Source organism: Alteromonas sp. 1_MG-2023, from assembly GCF_030547075.1.
GTDB lineage: Bacteria > Pseudomonadota > Gammaproteobacteria > Enterobacterales > Alteromonadaceae > Alteromonas.
The window spans coordinates 79,179-94,893 of record NZ_JAUOQH010000011.1 but is presented as its reverse complement, the minus strand read 5'-3'; the positions used below and the strand labels follow the sequence as shown (position 1 = coordinate 94,893).

The window sequence follows — 15,715 nt, the reverse complement described above, 5'->3', positions numbered from 1 at the left end:
TTAACCGCCTTATTATCCGTTAAGCCTAAAATTGTCATTTATTGTGACACGAAATGGTAGGAATACACACTGTACACGCGTTTAAGAGACCGCGGCACAAGGTAGAAGATTTCACTATAGTTGGTGTCATTCATAAAAAAGGCAAGTAAGCACTAATTGCCTTAGTGCTTCTTTGTTCAAGTTTTATGGGTACTACAGATACACTTAAGATCACGGCTATAGAGACTAAGCATCTTCTTCGCTCTCATCTAGCGGTGTCTCTGGTTCAATTAAAATGCTGAATTCACGACGACGTTCTTGTTCGAACTGCGATAGCTTTTGAATAGTGGTATCGGTAAAAACATGCCCTTCTGGCAGTATCAGAATGTGACTGTCGTTGTATAAATTCTTAGCTAGCACCATGCCCGCCTTTAACTGGGAGGCTGTCATCGTGTTGTATATATATTTGGATGTACTCACATCGTCATCTTCAAGTAAAAACGACAATATTTCTCCGTCGTAACGGGTGTTAGTGTGTTTCTTCATTTCAGCTTTCGCATCACGAGGTGTCATTTCGTCACCGCTCATGCGACCGGTAACCAAACGCCAGTAGTCTCTTGCTATCGATACTATGCGAGCACCAATAGGAATCTCTTTTGCCACAATATTGCGGGGGCCAGCACCGTTGTAATGCTCAAATTGAAATTCAATCATGTCTGATACTGGCTGTAACTCTGTTGCAGGTGCCAGCATGAGGGCTGCTTGTTTGGTTTGCTCTAAGTAACTCTGTTGCTGCTGATAATTTAATTTTGAAAAGGGTGCTAGAAAATCATCTGTGCTTAACCCTAATAAGCCGAGCTCACAAATAAGCCCAGCATAACGAACTCGCTTTACTTCTTCGGGGTTAAGTTGAAGGTGTTTTGCTAGTTTAGTCGCAAGCTCACTAACTTCAATGGCAAACTTACCGTCGATATCAGGGTTAATACTAATAACATTGAACAGTACTTGTTCCATCGCGAGGTTATGTTTTTCAATTTTGTTCAGCGCCGCTTTTATCTGACGAGTACGCTTTTGTACCATTTGTTCAAGTGACGTATTCACTTCTTTTAACTTGCGATTTTGTAGTCGGGTTAATTTCTGCAGGCGGGCATTTTCGTTTTTTAACTTTACTCGTTCTAGCCCATCTTCAATGGCCGTTATCAGTTCTTTGTTATCCCAAGGCTTTTGCAAATAGCGATGTATTTTACCTTGGTTGACCGCTTTAATAGTGGAATCTATATCGGCATAACCTGTAAGAACTAGTCGATAACTATCAGGGTATAGTTCTGCAACTTGTTGTAGTAATTCAGCACCAGACATTTGGGGCATCTTCATATCAGAAATAATGATATGAACTTCATGCTCCTTCATAATTTCTAATGCTTGTGCACCACATTCAGCAAGCAGTAAGTTTACATTTAATGAAAAAAGCGCCCGTTTAATGGCGCGAAGAATATTAGGTTCATCGTCGACAAATAAAACGGTGTACACGTCTGCGGGTTGTTCAGTCGAATTATTCATAATATATCTTCCTGAAAGGCATCTTCGGCGTTGGTATCTAGTGGGTTATTTATAGGTAGGCTTAAGGTAAAGCAGCTTCCTTCCCCCTCCTTGCTTGAAGCATGAAGAGTGCCGCCGTGCTCTTGAGCAATACCGAAAGAGATAGAAAGCCCAAGCCCAGTGCCCTGACCTTCCGGTTTTGTAGTGAAAAAAGGGTTAAATAACTTATCTAAATGACTGGTTTGAATGCCACACCCAGTGTCTTTGATTTGTAGTTCAATATTGCCATCTATTACGCATGTTGTAATAGTAATGGTGCCGTGTTTACCGGTGCTTTCGATAGCTTGGCCAGCGTTAATCAGAAGATTAGTTATCACCTGAGATATTTTTCCCATATTCATTAAGGTATGCGGTATTGAGCCTAAATGGGTTTCTACACTGCATATATATTTCAGCTGATTGTTCACCATGGCTAGGGTAGTTCGAACGCAATCGTTCAAGTTGTAAGATTGCATTTCGTCACTGTCTACACGAGAAAATAACTTTAGGCCTTTTACTATTTCAGCAACCCGCATTAATCCTTCTTTAGATTCAGTAATAAGCTCGGTAATATCAGTATTAACAAACTCTATATCCTGCTGCTGCATAAGGTCACGCAGTTGTTTGATTGCGTTATCTTGATTAGCGCCGGTGTCATTTGAAAGCATATCGTTAAGCTGCGAAAATATTATCTGGTAGGTTAAAATATATTCGTTGAGCGTATGCATATTGCTATTAACGAACCCGATAGGGTTGTTTATTTCGTGAGCCACACCCGCCGCCAATTGACCAACCGAGGCCATTTTTTCTGCTTGTAGCAACTGAACTTGGGCTTCTTTCAAGTCTCTATTCGCCTTTTCTAGCTGCGAATTTTTCTGATTCAATAACGAGGTACGTTCTTCTACCTTCACTTCCAGCAAGCTATTCAACTCTTTGAGTTCATTTTCAACTCGACCGCGTTGAACGTTCTCGTCTTTTAATAGCTCTACCAGTTGATTGAATGCTTCGGCTAATTCACTGAGTTCATCTTTCCCCCGAACCCTTACCGAAATGTTACGGTAATTTTTGTCTTTTACCGCCACGCCTAAATGTCTAGCTCCCGCTCTAAGTTGCTTTAATTGAGACATTAAATACGTACCAAGCAAAAAGGAGCACAAAGCAATTAGGGCTAACTCAATGGCGGCAAGGGTTAATGTCCATGTACGAACTCGAGTTACTGATTGATTTATCGAATCCACATCAAGACCAATCTCTACATGGCCAAATAGCGTGTCACCTACGGTAATGTCGGCTGCGGTATCGTAAATGCCATCCACGGCGCTCATGACATTTCTGTCTTGTTTAAAGGGACGGTTTAATACGTCGGGCGCTCCTCTTTCGACATACACATTTTTATTGTTATCGAGAACACGCACATAGCTGATATTAGGGTTTGAAAGCATCTCTGTTGCGTCTGCTTCCAGTGAGGCAAGGTCGTAACTTAAAAATGCATTTTTTGCTGTAGATACAAATAGACTTGTGGTGGTTTGAGCTGACCTTTCAACACTTGTGTTTACTAAGTCGTTTAATAACTTAAATACAGTAGTGATAAGTATTAAAAAAAGAATGGCAGCAATAAGCGCCACACCAATAATGGTCTTGGTTCTAAGGGATAGCCTTAATAAGGTGTCCTTTTTCACAATTGCGGCCTAGCCAGCGAGGTAATGCCTAGCGCTCGTACGTCATCCCAGTCTTCATTCTTAGACGGAATGAGCCCCTTAAATCCGATATTTTTAAGTAGCTGACTACTCTCTTTATCATCTGATAGTTTGAGTAGTGCATGTAAAAGGGCGTCTCTTTGTGTATCTGTTACTCGCGGGTGAGTTGCTATCGCGTGAGGAGTATAACCCTCACTTTCCCATAAAATACGAAGGGCGCTTCGTGTGTTTTCATCAACACTATTTAAGGTTCTAATTATGCCCCCACCCGCAGTGAAAAAACCTCGTTGTACGTTTAGGTACACCGAATCGTGAGAGTGCACATACCGAGGCGTAAAACTGATTTCTTGCTGCTTTAAAAAGGCGCTAGGTATTATTGTGGCCGCGAATGCCGCAGGAGAAGGGAAGGCTATATCTTTTTCATTAAGATCGTTAATAGACATGATGTCACTGGTGGCATTCACCACGATAATGCCTTTTATGCGCTTATCTTTCTGACGAGCCAGTGCGCGGTAGCCAACAGAGTCGTGAAAAACGACAAAGTGGTAAGGGTTCATATAAGCGATATCGTATTCGCCTTTAGCCAACCTTTGCTCGAATGTGGGAATATCTTTTGCGGTTTTAAACACCACGTTAAGATCGGAATGCAAAGAAATATAGTTAATAAGCGGTTGCCAGGTTTCAGCAAGTTTTTTGGCAGACTGCTGAGGTACGATACCTAATGTTAACGTATCGCATATACCGTTAGCGGAGAACAGCGTGAGGGATAAACAAACAACAATACGGCGTACTGTTTGAAATATTGACTTCTTCACCATGATGCACCTCAAATTTATCCACTCAAACCAATTTATTAACGCTATTTGCTACTCACTATCTACTATGCTGTACCCATAGACCTCGACACCTAATCCAGCATGAACTGCTTGATGGTTTCAAGCAGTTCATCATTTGAAAACGGTTTCGATAGCGCAGCGTTTGCGCCAATTTTTATCGCGCGTTCAAGACTAATATCGTCAAGCGCAGAAATGACTAAGATCTTTAGGTTCTTATATTTTGGTTGTTCTCGAACGAATTGAATAACGCTATAACCATCCATCCCAGGCATACTTAAATCCAGCGTCATAAGTTTAGAGTTGTGTTGGCTTAGCATAACCCCAGCTTGAAATCCTCCTGTTGCGATATGACTTTCAAATCCGCCCCGGCGAGCGACACGCTGAATAGACTTAGCCATCGGCATCATATCGTCGACAATGAGAATGGAAGGTGTAATTTCACTTTTAAGATCGTCAGGAATAGGGATGTTGTGTTGTTCCAAAAATGAAACAAATTCTTCAATCAAAACACGGTTGTTGCCACGACCGGGCAATTTGAAACCCTTTAGCTTGCCGCTTTCTATCCAGCGAATAACCGTGCGAAGATTAACATCGCAATATGCCGCTATTTCGCCTGATGTGAGTGTCTTCATGGTTGAATTCCTAATGCTAACTGTTAAGAGTTATAGCACTGTAATCCACTGTTCACAATTTAGACAAAAGTAGCGTGTGTGACATTTGTGACACCCTGTAAGCCTAGTTTTAGCTGTTAAAATAAGGGGTTAAAAGAGTTGGTTTACATAACTTCAAAGAAAGAATTTATTAAAAATTGATCTTTGGTCGTAGAGATAGGAATAAACCAAGTGTAAACGTAAAACAATCTAGACCTAGGAAAAGTATAGACGTAACAAAGCAATAGTTGATTGCATTATTCAATGCTTGTTTTTATTGCAACCAACCCCCACATAACTTGCTATACGAATTGAAAAGAGTAGACGAATTATGACGACCCCAGCAATTGAAATGGTAGATGGCTTGCCTTTATTTTCATCTATTAAGCCCGCAGAAATAAAACCTGCTATCGAAAAAGCGATAGCCAAGTGCAAGCTTGAAATTGATGAAATGGTCGATTCTAAAGATTACTCTTACGCCAACTTGGTGCTTCGCTTAGAAGAAGTTGACGACAACTTAAGCAAAATGTGGTCGCCAGTCTCTCATATGAATTCAGTCGTTAGCAGCGATGAGCTACGAGAGGCCCATGATGCCTGCCTACCTTTACTATCAGAGTACGGCACGTGGGTGGGCCAACATGAAGGTTTATACAACGCCTATGTGGCGATAAAAGATTCCAATGAATATGCCGACCTAGACGAGCAGCGTCAAAAAGTGATTGATAACGCCATTCGCGATTTCACCTTAAGTGGCGTAGCACTGCCTAGCGAGGAAAAGAAACGCTATGCAGATATACAAGCAAAATTAAGCGAACTGTCATCTACCTTTTCTAATAATGTGATGGACGCCACCATGGGGTGGACCAAACACGTTACCGATGAATCTATGCTAGCGGGCATGCCAGAGTCTGCAAAAGATGCGGCTGCACAAGCTGCCCATCAAAAAGATTTACAAGGCTGGTTGTTCACATTAGATATTCCTTCTTACTTACCCGTGATGCTTTATGCCAATAGTGGTGAGTTGAGAGAAGAAATGTACCGTGCTTTTGCCACCAAAGCGTCAGATCAAGGCCCGAATGCAGGTAAGTGGGATAACACCGAAATCATTCAGCAAACACTGGCTCTTCGTAGTGAAATTGCGCAACTGCTTGGCTTTAGCAGTTATTCTGAGCGCTCGCTTGCCACCAAAATGGCAGAATCCACAGATCAAGTTACCGGCTTTTTACGTGACTTAGCGGCTAAATCTAAGCCTCAGGCTGAAAAAGAATTAAACGAAGTGCGCGTCTATGCAAAAAACACTCACGGCGTCACCGATTTGAACGCATGGGACTTACCTTATTACAGCGAGAAGTTGAAGCAAGAAAAGTACACCATTTCAGATGAGATGCTGCGTCCGTACTTCCCAGAAGACAAAGTATTGTCGGGCTTGTTCGAAGTAGTGCATAGATTGTATGGTCTTAAAATAATTGAGCAGCCTGGTATTGATACATGGCATAAAGATGTTCGTTATTTCACTATCACAGACAGTGCCGATGCCTTGCGCGGTAGCTTTTATTTAGACTTGTATGCGCGTGCCAAAAAACGTGGTGGTGCATGGATGGACGAGTGCCGTGTTCGCCGCGAAAAGTCCGACGGCGAGTTACAATTACCGGTGGCCTATTTAACCTGTAATTTCAATGCCCCAATAGGGGATAAGCCTGCATTATTTACTCACGATGAAGTTGTAACCTTGTTCCATGAATTTGGTCACGGTATACACCATATGCTAACCAAAATGTCGGTAGCGGGTGTTTCTGGTATAAACGGTGTGCCATGGGATGCAGTCGAACTTCCTAGTCAGTTTTTAGAGAACTGGTGTTGGGAAGAAGATGCCCTTAACTTTATTTCAGGTCACTTTGAAACCGGTGAACCCTTGCCGGCAGATTTACTCGATAGAATGCTAGCCGCCAGAGACTACCAAGCAGCGATGCAAATGGTACGTCAGCTAGAATTTAGTTTGTTTGATTTCTTATTGCACAGTGAGTCTGGCGATAAGGTTGATGTACAGGCCATTCTTAATAGCGTGCGCGCTGAAGTGGCGGTAATTACCCCGCCAGCGTTTAACCGTTTCCAGCATAGCTTCGGACACATCTTTGCTGGTGGTTATGCTGCAGGATATTACAGCTATAAATGGGCAGAGGTACTATCTGCCGACGCTTATAGTAAGTTTGAAGAAGACGGTATTTTTAACCGAGATACGGGTAAAGCGTTTTTAGAAAACATACTTGAGATGGGCGGAAGCCGTGCACCTATGGATTTGTTTGTTGCCTTTAGAGGTCGTGAACCAAACGTAGACGCCTTACTTCGCCATAGTGGAATCCGCGGCTAGTTGGTAGTTAGGTAATTATGAAAATAGAATCGTTTTCCACCATATACCAGCGAGCCTGTAAGCGAAAAGGTGGTGAACAGGCGCTTGAAAGTATGCTTTCAGCGCCGCTAGCTTCTGAGCAAGTTGCCAAAATACCTGACGATCGTTTTTTGGCAGCCATGACCAAGCAAGTGTTCCAGTCTGGCTTTGTGTGGCGGGTTATTGAAAAAAAATGGCCTGAATTCGAAACCGTGTTTTTTGAATTTAAAATTGAAAAAGTGCTGCTCATGCCAGATGAAATGCTAGAGCAAAAAGCCTCGGATAAACGTATTGTGCGTAATTACAAAAAAGTAATGACCGTTCGCGACAATGCTATGTTTATCAAAGATATTGCACGGGAACACGGCAGCTTTGGTCAGTTTGTGGCTAAATTCGATGCCAGTAACATCACTGATTTATGGACTACCATGAAGAAACGAGGCGCTCGCCTTGGTGGTAACACAGGCCCGTATATGCTGCGCGCACTGGGTATTGATACCTTCTTATTCTCACAAGATGTTGAAGACTACCTGAGAAAGCACGATATCATCGACGGTGGCCTTACAAGTAAGAAAACTTTAACTGCTGCTAATGCGGCGTTTGCCCAGTGGCATCAGGAAAGTGGACGTTCGTTACAAGAAATAAGCGTTGTTATTGCGCTTAGTTGGGGCACAAATCAGTATATTGCATAAGGTAAATACTGTTGCTGGGCGCCACAATCCGATACACTTCAGCCTTTACTATGAATCACTAATGCAGGAATGCCATGAGCGACAATCATAACAACACATCGCCCACTGAGGCATCGGTCGCATCTACTACTCACTTCGGCTTTAAGCAGGTTGAGAAAAACCAAAAAGCGTCGTTAGTAGCCAATGTTTTCGATTCTGTTGCCGCTAAATACGACGTAATGAACGATTTGATGTCGATGGGTGTGCACCGTTTATGGAAACGCTTTGCTATTGATTGTTCTGGTGTGCGTGCTGGGCAAAAAGTACTGGATATCGCGGGTGGTACTGGCGATTTAACCGCAAAGTTCTCTCGCCTAGTTGGCCCCACGGGCAACGTAACCTTGGCCGACATTAACTTGTCGATGCTAAAAGTTGGCCGCGATAAATTACGAGATCGCGGTTTAGTGAGCAACATCGATTACGTTCAAGCTGATGCTGAAGCGTTACCTTTCCCCGATAATCACTTCGACGTAGTTACCATGGCGTTCGGTTTACGTAATGTAACTGAAAAGCAAAACGCGCTTAATTCAATTTACCGTGTGTTAAAACCAGGCGGTCGCTTATTAGTGTTGGAGTTTTCTAAACCAACGTCAGAGCAATTAAGCAAACTATACGATACCTATTCATTCCACATATTGCCAAAAATGGGGCAATTAGTGGCAAACGATGCCGAAAGCTATCAGTACTTGGCAGAAAGTATTCGTATGCACCCTGATCAAGAAACCTTAAAAGGCATGTTCGAAACCGCCGGTTTTGATCAGTGTGATTATCAAAATTTAACGGGTGGTATCGTTGCGCTGCATCGAGGCTATAAGTTTTAATGCCATCGTCAGCGTTACTAAGTGCCGTTATCGAAACGGCTGCCAATAAGGTATTAGCGTTAGACCCAGATAGCAGCGCTAGAATGGCGGCGCTGAAAGGGGCGCGCCTTATTGCTTATGTAGAACCTTTACCCTTTGCAGTAGTACTGGTGTTTTCTGAGCAAGTAGATGTACTCACTTTGCATGAGTCGTTTCAAGACACAGTAGCGACGCTCAACCACAAAGACTGCTGTATTAAAACATCGTTAGATACGCTTCCTGAACTAAAACACACTAATCAGCTTACGCGGCTAATTCAACAGAATAAGCTACAGGTTGAAGGCGAACTTGCTGTAGCGCAGCAGGTGAGTGGTTTGTTTCAGCAATTAGATATTGATGCAGAGGAATTGCTCGCGGCTAAAACTAACGATGTGGTTGCTCACCAGACCATGAAATGGCTAAGTGCTTTCAGACAAAAAGCCGTAGGCGCCCTGACTGAATTTAACAGAGTGGCTAGCAATGCTTTAATAGAAGAAAAGCAAATAGCAGCGCCTAAATTAGCGGTACTACATTTTAGCGATGAAGTGAACGCACTACGTGACGATGTGGCGCGATTGGATGCCCGTTTACTTCAGCTAGAACAAAAATCAATTTAAGAGACACGCATGCGCATTGTTAGGTTGTACAAGATAAATAAGGTGTTGTTAGAGCATGGGTTAGACGACCTTATCCCTGCGAAATGGCTACCATGGTACGCACGCCTTATGCGCCGCAGCATCTTTTGGATTCGAAACAAGCATAAAGATAAATTGCCTGGTGAGCGTATTACCCTTGCTCTGCAAAGCTTAGGGCCAGTGTTTATCAAATTTGGTCAAATGCTGTCTACCCGCCGAGACCTATTACCGCCAGCTATTGCTAACGAATTAGCGCGACTGCAAGATAAAGTGCCACCGTTTTCTTCTGAGGCGGCACAGCAAATTATTAAAACTTCCCTTGGCCTAACCCATCTATCTGAGTTATTTAGTGAGTTCGATGAAGCGCCATTGGCATCCGCCTCTATTGCGCAAGTGCATGCTGCAAAATTAAATGCGAATAATGAAGATGTGGTGGTTAAGGTTTTACGTCCCGATATTCGTGAAACGATTGTGGCTGACATGGAGCTGTTGTTCAGCTTAGCGTCGGTATTGCAAAAATGGTTGCCGGATGGAAAGCGCCTTCGCCCCGTTGAAGTGGTGGTGGAGTATCGTAAAACCATAGTGGATGAACTTGATTTATTACGTGAATCGGCAAGCGGCATTCAACTAGGGCGCAATTTTGAAGGCTCTGATGCCTTATACATCCCCAAGATTTATAGCGATTATTGCCATAGTAACGTAATGGTGATGGAGCGAATATACGGGCTACCTATTTCAAATGTCGATGCATTGCTTGCCCAAAACACCAATATGAAAAAGCTGGCAGAACGTGGGGTAGAAGTATTTTTTACCCAAGTGTTCCGCGACAGTTTTTTTCATGCTGATATGCACCCAGGCAATATCTTTGTGTCTACTGAGCACCCAGAAAATCCTAAATACATTGCTATCGACTTTGGCATTGTGGGCACGCTAAATCGTGAAGATAAACGTTATTTAGCCGAGAACTTTATTGCGTTTTTCAATCGTGACTACCGCAAAGTAGCACAGCTTCATGCCGACTCGGGGTGGGTGCCCAACGATACTAATATTGACGAATTTGAAATGGCAATTCGCACTGTATGCGAACCTATTTTTCAAAAGCCACTGGCTGAAATATCGTTTGGTAATGTGCTACTGCAATTATTTAACACCGCCCGTCGGTTTAATATGGTGGTGCAACCTCAGTTAGTGTTGTTACAAAAAACCTTACTTTATGTCGAAGGGTTAGGCCGCCAACTGTACCCGCAATTAGATTTATGGAAAACGGCAAAACCGTTTTTAGAAAACTGGATGCGTGAGCAAATCGGTGTTGGCGCGATGCTTAAAAAAGTAAAAGACAACTTACCGTTTTGGTCTGAAAAATTACCAGAAATGCCAGACTTGCTTTACGACAGCCTACAGCAGGTAAAGCGACTTCCTCTCCAGCAGCAACGGGCTCAATTGGTGCTTTTAGAGCAGCAAAAGAAAGGGGCACAAGCCATGCAATGGGGCGTAGTAGGCGCTACCTTTATATTGCTGTCAGCCATATTGCCACTATATCAGTTGAATTGGTGGGCTCCAGTAGTGTCAGGCGTTGCAGGTTTAGGCAGTTGGATCATGGCGTGGCGTAAGAATCGCTAGTCGAAGTAAGGTGCTAGTGAATTTTTTATGAAATACGTAATTTAGTGAATAAATTGTATATTAATCAGTTCGAAGAGTGTTATAGTTGCTTTGGCTTTAAGCCAAATGTCTTTGAATAGACGCGATACGAAATTATTTGCTATATGTAAAACCGCTCAAGTTACCTTGTGATTTGTTGTAAGTTGTTTGCCCATTCGTAAGTAAGACCAATCCGCCTATTAAAGACACTCGCTATACGCGCTCATTGCGCAATTTAATATGATATTTGAGGTCTATACGACATGTCTAAAGTTACAGGCACCGTTAAGTGGTTTAACGCTGATAAAGGTTATGGTTTTCTAACTCAAGATAACGGCGGTAAGGACGTATTCGTTCATTTCCGTGCTATCGTTTCTGACGGTTACAAAACTCTTCCAGAAGGTCAGCGCGTGGAATTTGAAGTAGAAGAAGGTCAAAAAGGTCTTCAAGCTGCTAACGTGCACGCCATCTAAGAAATTCAAAACGGCGGTCTGAAAAGACCGCCGTTTTTCTTTCTTTAATACACACTAGATTCATTAATATAGTTGGTTTTCCACTTATTAAGTGCTTTACTGTTCCAGTAATTAACTTAATGAAAGGATTTGCTAATGTTAAGGATGAATAGTGTTTTCTCCGCTTTTCTTCTACTTTCCACCCTTATATCTGCATCATCATTTGCGCAATCGGCCAGCAAATTAATTAATGCTGTTGATGCTAGCCTTTATACTAACGCTCAAGCTAATACTCAGGCCAATACCCAACCTAACAATCAAGATCAAGCTGTTGCAATGTTATTCGGTAAACCCATTACATTGACAGACATCAACCCGGATAAAGACGTTATTTCAGATCTTCGCAGACAAGCTCCAGATAATTATAAGCTGCTTATCACTCAACTGCGTGCTATTGAACTTACTAATCAAATTATTGAAGCTGTATTAGATGATTACGCAACAGCAAATAACATCCAAATTGACTCGTCGCTAGTGGAAAGGTTTAAACAAAATTTTGGGGCCGAATACGAAGAGAAAAGTCAGGCTGCTAGTAGTGCGGAAGAAAAGGTCAGCTCGACAACTGAGAAAGCCGAGCCTAAAAGCATTGATGATGTTGCTTCAACCCAAGTAAAGCGCTGGCAAATAGAAAAGCATTTATACAGTAAGTATGGGGGAGCGGTAGTGTTTGAGCAATCAAATCCATCAATGCCAGTGGCTGCTTATTTAGCCGTAATGAAAGAGTACGATAGTAAAGGCAAGTTTAAAATATTAAACGCTACTTTCGCGCCTCGCTTTTGGGAAGCCTTTGAGCCTCCCTACGATTTTCCTATTCCTGCAGAAAGTGTTGATTTCAGCCAGCCATGGTGGCTTTAACTTTTAGCATTTAAAATAGGGTGGCCGGTATGCCTATACACCTGCATCGTTGTTCGTCATTAATCAGCGAATAACGGTGTAGAAAAGTAGCGCTCAGCACCATCGGCAAGAATAACCACAATGTTCTTATTTTGATTTTGTGGTTGTTGCGCCAATTGGCTTGCCGCATAAAGTGCTGCACCTGAGGATATACCCACCGCCAAGCCTTCTATCCTAGCGATACGCTGAGCATACAAAATAGCCTCATCGTCTTCTACGGTTATAATCTGATCTATTTGGTCGACATCCAGCACATCAGGAACATGGCCTGAACTCAACCCTTGAATATTGTGCACCCCGCCGTGCCCTTTACTTAATACTGGGCAACTTGCAGGCTCTACTGCAACTACCTCTAAGTGAGGTATGTGCGCGCGCATACTGGAAGCTAAACCGGTTAATGTGCCGCCTGTGCCTACACCCGCCACAATAATATCTACATTGCTATTAGTATCGCGCAAAATTTCTTGAGCAGTAGATTGTGCGTGTGCATTGGGGTTAGCTTGATTTGAAAACTGCGATAACCCTACTGCATTTGGGTTTTGCTCGATAAGTGCAGCGGCACGTTCAATTGCGCCTTTTGTGCCAAGGTGCTTTTCAGTGGTTACCACGTGTGCGCCATAGTGGCGAATAAGCTTTTGGCGCTCAATAGACATATGCTCTGGTATGCACACTGTTAGCTTTATACCGTAAATAGCACAAAGCCAAGCACAAGCCACACCATTGTTACCCGATGAGGCTTCAATAATTTCAGTATGTTCATTAAATGTAGGGCTATCCATTAATGCTTTAAGCATCGCTAACGCCGGTCTGTCTTTGATTGAGCCCGCTGGATTGAAAAACTCTACCTTCGCTAAAAGGGTGGCATTCAAATTATTGCTTGCAGCAAATTTGCTAAGCCGTATTAGTGGGGTATTACCTATCGTTTGGGTTATATCTTCAAAAATACCGGGCATAGTGTTTATCGGGTTATCAAGCATGATAGCGGTCTCTACAATTTAGTCTTATACAATAGTGACATGCACAAAAAGAGAAATTTACTCATTGAAACCCTTTTGATAACCTAAAGTTGAAAAATAATTTTAATATTGATCTAAAAAATGAAAAATATAACTCTTGATGGTGTTGATAAGGCTATATTGTTGCTGCTTCAGCACGATGCCGACATGTCTGTGGCTGATATTGCAGAGAAGGTAGGCTTAACCGCTACCCCTTGTTGGCGTAGAATTCAGCGACTGGAAACTCAGGGCTTTATTTCCAAGCGGGTAGCATTGTTACATGCCATTAAATTGGGCTTAGCGATGACAGTCTTCGTGCAAATTAAAGCGGCGCGTCACGATGGAAAATGGCTGGCTGATTTCGCACAACATGCTTCTTCTTTCGAAGAAGTTGTGGAGTTTTACCGAATGTCTGGAGAGTATGACTACCTGCTGAAAGTTCTGGTGACTGATATGGCGGCTTTCGATCATTTTTATAAACGATTGGTAAATGGCATCGATCTTAACGATGTAACCTCTAGCTTTGCCATGGAGCAGCTTAAATACACTACAGCATTGCCGCTAAATCACCTTTAATATTAAGCTAAAGCGGAGTTTATTCTTAATTCGCGAAAGTTAATGTGGTCAATTCGGGTCTACCTAATTTATGCCCTACTAAAGATGCTTTTAACAAGAAACCGTTGGTTTATTCTTCAAAGTGTCTACAGTAATACTATAAGTTAATTTTTCTCCCGATAGGCAGTATGTAATGTTAAACACTATTGAAGTTCGTATTTTAACTGGCTACGCGGGAATTTTACTCGTTACTTTAATTGCTGCAGTGGTATTAACCCTCAACAACAAACAGGTGACCAATCAAGTAAATGCCTTTGTTAGCGAGACCTTACCTGCCCTAAGTACCCTAGATAGCATTCAAAGTGATAGTAAGCAGCTAATACTCATCGGTTATTCACTTTACGGAACGACATTGTCTGCCAGCGCATTTGAAGAGCAAAAGCATGCGTTAGAATTAAACGTAGAGTCTGGATTTAATGCGCTTGGCTATATGGCAGATGACACACTCAAGTCTCAATTCTCATCGTTACTTATTAATATGAATTCCCTGCATAAAACGATGTCAGCGTCTCGGGTAGACTGGGACAACGCACGAGACGATTTGCAATTACTGAACCAAGCGGCAGCAGTTTTCAATGAGGCGTTAATTGAAGTGCGCAATCAAGTGGCCAGCAAAGCAGGTGACCGTTCACAAGCGATTGGAAGCCAATTGCAAACTAGCCAATTCACTATATACCTGCTTATCATTATTCTTGCTGGTGTCGCTATTCTAGGTTTTGTGAGCGCTAAAAAACAGATTGCACAGCCTATTGAAGGCATGGCAGAGCAGCTTGATAGTTTAGCGAAAAACCGTGATTTAGTGGCACGGCTACCGCAACAAAGTACAGATGAGCTATGCCGAATGACAAACAGTATTCATGGGTTAGTTTCTGTCTTTCATACGGGAATGAAGGACGTAAAAGCTGCGGTGTCGGGAATAGAGGGTGCAGTTAGCACCTTATCCAATTCTACTGGGCAATCGAGTGACACCGTTGAAACCTTACTTGCCGATATAGCCAGACTCGCCAATGTAATGGATTTATTAGAGGCTGACATGGTGGAAAGCCTGCAGCGTTCACAGACGGCGGCAAATGCAGCTCAAGACAGCGCGAAGCAAGTAGACGCAGGTCGAATACAAGTAAAAGAAACGGCGGTAGCAATTTCCGATTTAGCAAATGATATTGAACAAACAGCCAGTATGTTAGAAACCCTGCAGGTGGAAGGTAATAACGTGTCTAGCGTGGTTAAGACTATTGCTGAAATTGCCGATCAAACAAATTTACTCGCCTTAAATGCTGCAATTGAAGCGGCAAGGGCAGGGGATTCAGGAAGAGGTTTTGCTGTTGTGGCCGACGAAGTAAGAACCTTGGCAGTAAGAACACATCAGTCCACGGTTGAAATTAATACTATGCTAGAAAAAATAGTGGTATCTATCACTTCTGCGGTTTCTACTATGAGTTCGAATCAGAATAAAGCGCATGACTCGGTAGGGCTCGCGAATGATTTAGTGACTACCTTAGAGGAAGGAACAAAAAGTATTTTAGCGTTGGTTAATGTTAGTGAAGAGGCTGCGTTACTGGCAAAGCATTCTCAAGCACAAACTATAGAGGCGAAAGACGGTGTTACTCAGTTTAAAGTTCTGGGGGGTATCATGTCGCAGAATAACCAACAAGTTAGCGATGCTGCAGAAGTTTTATCTTCGCTGGCGAATGACCTTAGCGCCAATGTAAATCAATTTAAATTGAGCTAAT

At 42.6% G+C, this 15,715-nt stretch carries 14 protein-coding genes; 9 read left to right on the top strand and 5 right to left on the bottom strand.

The genetic code is table 11. The features are described from left to right. Positions 1-225: 225 nt before the first annotated feature. The 4 genes from Q4561_RS12920 to Q4561_RS12905 all read right to left on the bottom strand — a co-directional run bounded on the left by Q4561_RS12920 (position 226) and on the right by Q4561_RS12905 (position 4,722). Positions 226-1,539, bottom strand: a complete 1,314-nt coding sequence (locus Q4561_RS12920; RefSeq protein ID WP_303460988.1) for an HD domain-containing phosphohydrolase — start codon at positions 1,537-1,539, stop codon at positions 226-228. Continuing rightward, positions 1,536-3,236 carry a sensor histidine kinase gene (locus Q4561_RS12915; protein ID WP_303460986.1) on the bottom strand — a complete coding sequence of 567 codons (1,701 nt, stop codon included), beginning with the start codon at positions 3,234-3,236 and terminating at the stop codon, positions 1,536-1,538. Before Q4561_RS12915 ends, Q4561_RS12920 begins: the two co-directional genes overlap by 4 nt. Continuing rightward, on the bottom strand, positions 3,233-4,072 hold the full coding sequence (locus Q4561_RS12910) for a phosphate/phosphite/phosphonate ABC transporter substrate-binding protein (protein ID WP_303460984.1): 840 nt from the start codon (positions 4,070-4,072) through the stop codon (positions 3,233-3,235). The genes Q4561_RS12915 and Q4561_RS12910 overlap by 4 nt, the downstream gene beginning before the upstream one ends. A gap of 89 nt (positions 4,073-4,161) precedes the next feature. Further along, the gene (locus tag Q4561_RS12905) at positions 4,162-4,722 is read right to left on the bottom strand and encodes a response regulator (RefSeq protein ID WP_303460982.1); all 561 of its coding nucleotides are present in this window, start codon (positions 4,720-4,722) and stop codon (positions 4,162-4,164) included. A gap of 349 nt (positions 4,723-5,071) precedes the next feature. Between Q4561_RS12905 and prlC the strand changes: the two genes are divergently transcribed. The 7 genes from prlC (at position 5,072) to Q4561_RS12870 (ending at position 12,336) form a co-directional block, all read left to right on the top strand. Further along, on the top strand, positions 5,072-7,108 hold the full coding sequence (gene prlC, locus Q4561_RS12900) for an oligopeptidase A (RefSeq protein WP_303460981.1): 2,037 nt from the start codon (positions 5,072-5,074) through the stop codon (positions 7,106-7,108). 17 nt (positions 7,109-7,125) lie between these two features. After that, positions 7,126-7,818 carry a DNA-3-methyladenine glycosylase I gene (locus Q4561_RS12895; RefSeq protein WP_303460979.1) on the top strand — a complete coding sequence of 231 codons (693 nt, stop codon included), beginning with the start codon at positions 7,126-7,128 and terminating at the stop codon, positions 7,816-7,818. Positions 7,819-7,892: 74 nt separating this feature from the next. Next, the gene (gene ubiE, locus Q4561_RS12890; protein WP_303460977.1) at positions 7,893-8,678 is read left to right on the top strand and encodes a bifunctional demethylmenaquinone methyltransferase/2-methoxy-6-polyprenyl-1,4-benzoquinol methylase UbiE; all 786 of its coding nucleotides are present in this window, start codon (positions 7,893-7,895) and stop codon (positions 8,676-8,678) included. Next, positions 8,678-9,313, top strand: a complete 636-nt coding sequence (locus tag Q4561_RS12885; protein WP_303460976.1) for an SCP2 domain-containing protein — start codon at positions 8,678-8,680, stop codon at positions 9,311-9,313. Before ubiE ends, Q4561_RS12885 begins: the two co-directional genes overlap by 1 nt. Positions 9,314-9,322: 9 nt before the next feature. Beyond that, positions 9,323-10,951 (top strand): ubiquinone biosynthesis regulatory protein kinase UbiB, encoded by a 1,629-nt coding sequence (gene ubiB / locus Q4561_RS12880; protein ID WP_303460974.1) that lies wholly within the window; start codon positions 9,323-9,325, stop codon positions 10,949-10,951. Positions 10,952-11,232: 281 nt separating this feature from the next. Continuing rightward, positions 11,233-11,442: a cold-shock protein gene (locus Q4561_RS12875; RefSeq protein WP_013786252.1), complete on the top strand. Its 210-nt coding sequence runs from the start codon at positions 11,233-11,235 to the stop codon at positions 11,440-11,442. Between the two features lie 135 nt (positions 11,443-11,577). Continuing rightward, a complete protein-coding gene (locus Q4561_RS12870) occupies positions 11,578-12,336 on the top strand; it encodes a hypothetical protein (RefSeq protein ID WP_303460972.1) in 759 nt (252 codons plus the stop codon). A 59-nt stretch (positions 12,337-12,395) separates the two neighbouring features. On the opposite strand, the gene cysK is transcribed toward Q4561_RS12870, so the two are convergent. Further along, positions 12,396-13,352, bottom strand: coding sequence for a cysteine synthase A (gene cysK, locus Q4561_RS12865; protein WP_303460970.1), 957 nt, complete (start codon positions 13,350-13,352; stop codon positions 12,396-12,398). A gap of 120 nt (positions 13,353-13,472) precedes the next feature. On the opposite strand from cysK, the gene Q4561_RS12860 reads away from it, so the two are divergent. Together Q4561_RS12860 and Q4561_RS12855 are read left to right on the top strand one after the other, a co-directional pair. Continuing rightward, positions 13,473-13,946, top strand: a complete 474-nt coding sequence (locus tag Q4561_RS12860; protein WP_303460969.1) for an Lrp/AsnC family transcriptional regulator — start codon at positions 13,473-13,475, stop codon at positions 13,944-13,946. Positions 13,947-14,118: 172 nt separating this feature from the next. Beyond that, entirely contained in the window at positions 14,119-15,714 is a 1,596-nt protein-coding gene (locus Q4561_RS12855) for a methyl-accepting chemotaxis protein (RefSeq protein WP_303460967.1), read from the top strand. Position 15,715: the final 1 nt, after the last annotated feature.

Coding starts and splice junctions, on each gene's coding strand:
- Q4561_RS12920 (WP_303460988.1), bottom strand. CDS start 1,539: ATGAATAATTCGACTGAACAACCCGCAGACGTGTACACCGTTTTATTT.
- Q4561_RS12910 (WP_303460984.1), bottom strand. CDS start 4,072: ATGGTGAAGAAGTCAATATTTCAAACAGTACGCCGTATTGTTGTTTGT.
- Q4561_RS12905 (WP_303460982.1), bottom strand. CDS start 4,722: ATGAAGACACTCACATCAGGCGAAATAGCGGCATATTGCGATGTTAAT.
- prlC (WP_303460981.1), top strand. CDS start 5,072: ATGACGACCCCAGCAATTGAAATGGTAGATGGCTTGCCTTTATTTTCA.
- Q4561_RS12895 (WP_303460979.1), top strand. CDS start 7,126: ATGAAAATAGAATCGTTTTCCACCATATACCAGCGAGCCTGTAAGCGA.
- ubiE (WP_303460977.1), top strand. CDS start 7,893: ATGAGCGACAATCATAACAACACATCGCCCACTGAGGCATCGGTCGCA.
- Q4561_RS12885 (WP_303460976.1), top strand. CDS start 8,678: ATGCCATCGTCAGCGTTACTAAGTGCCGTTATCGAAACGGCTGCCAAT.
- ubiB (WP_303460974.1), top strand. CDS start 9,323: ATGCGCATTGTTAGGTTGTACAAGATAAATAAGGTGTTGTTAGAGCAT.
- Q4561_RS12875 (WP_013786252.1), top strand. CDS start 11,233: ATGTCTAAAGTTACAGGCACCGTTAAGTGGTTTAACGCTGATAAAGGT.
- Q4561_RS12870 (WP_303460972.1), top strand. CDS start 11,578: ATGTTAAGGATGAATAGTGTTTTCTCCGCTTTTCTTCTACTTTCCACC.
- cysK (WP_303460970.1), bottom strand. CDS start 13,352: ATGCTTGATAACCCGATAAACACTATGCCCGGTATTTTTGAAGATATA.
- Q4561_RS12860 (WP_303460969.1), top strand. CDS start 13,473: ATGAAAAATATAACTCTTGATGGTGTTGATAAGGCTATATTGTTGCTG.
- Q4561_RS12855 (WP_303460967.1), top strand. CDS start 14,119: ATGTTAAACACTATTGAAGTTCGTATTTTAACTGGCTACGCGGGAATT.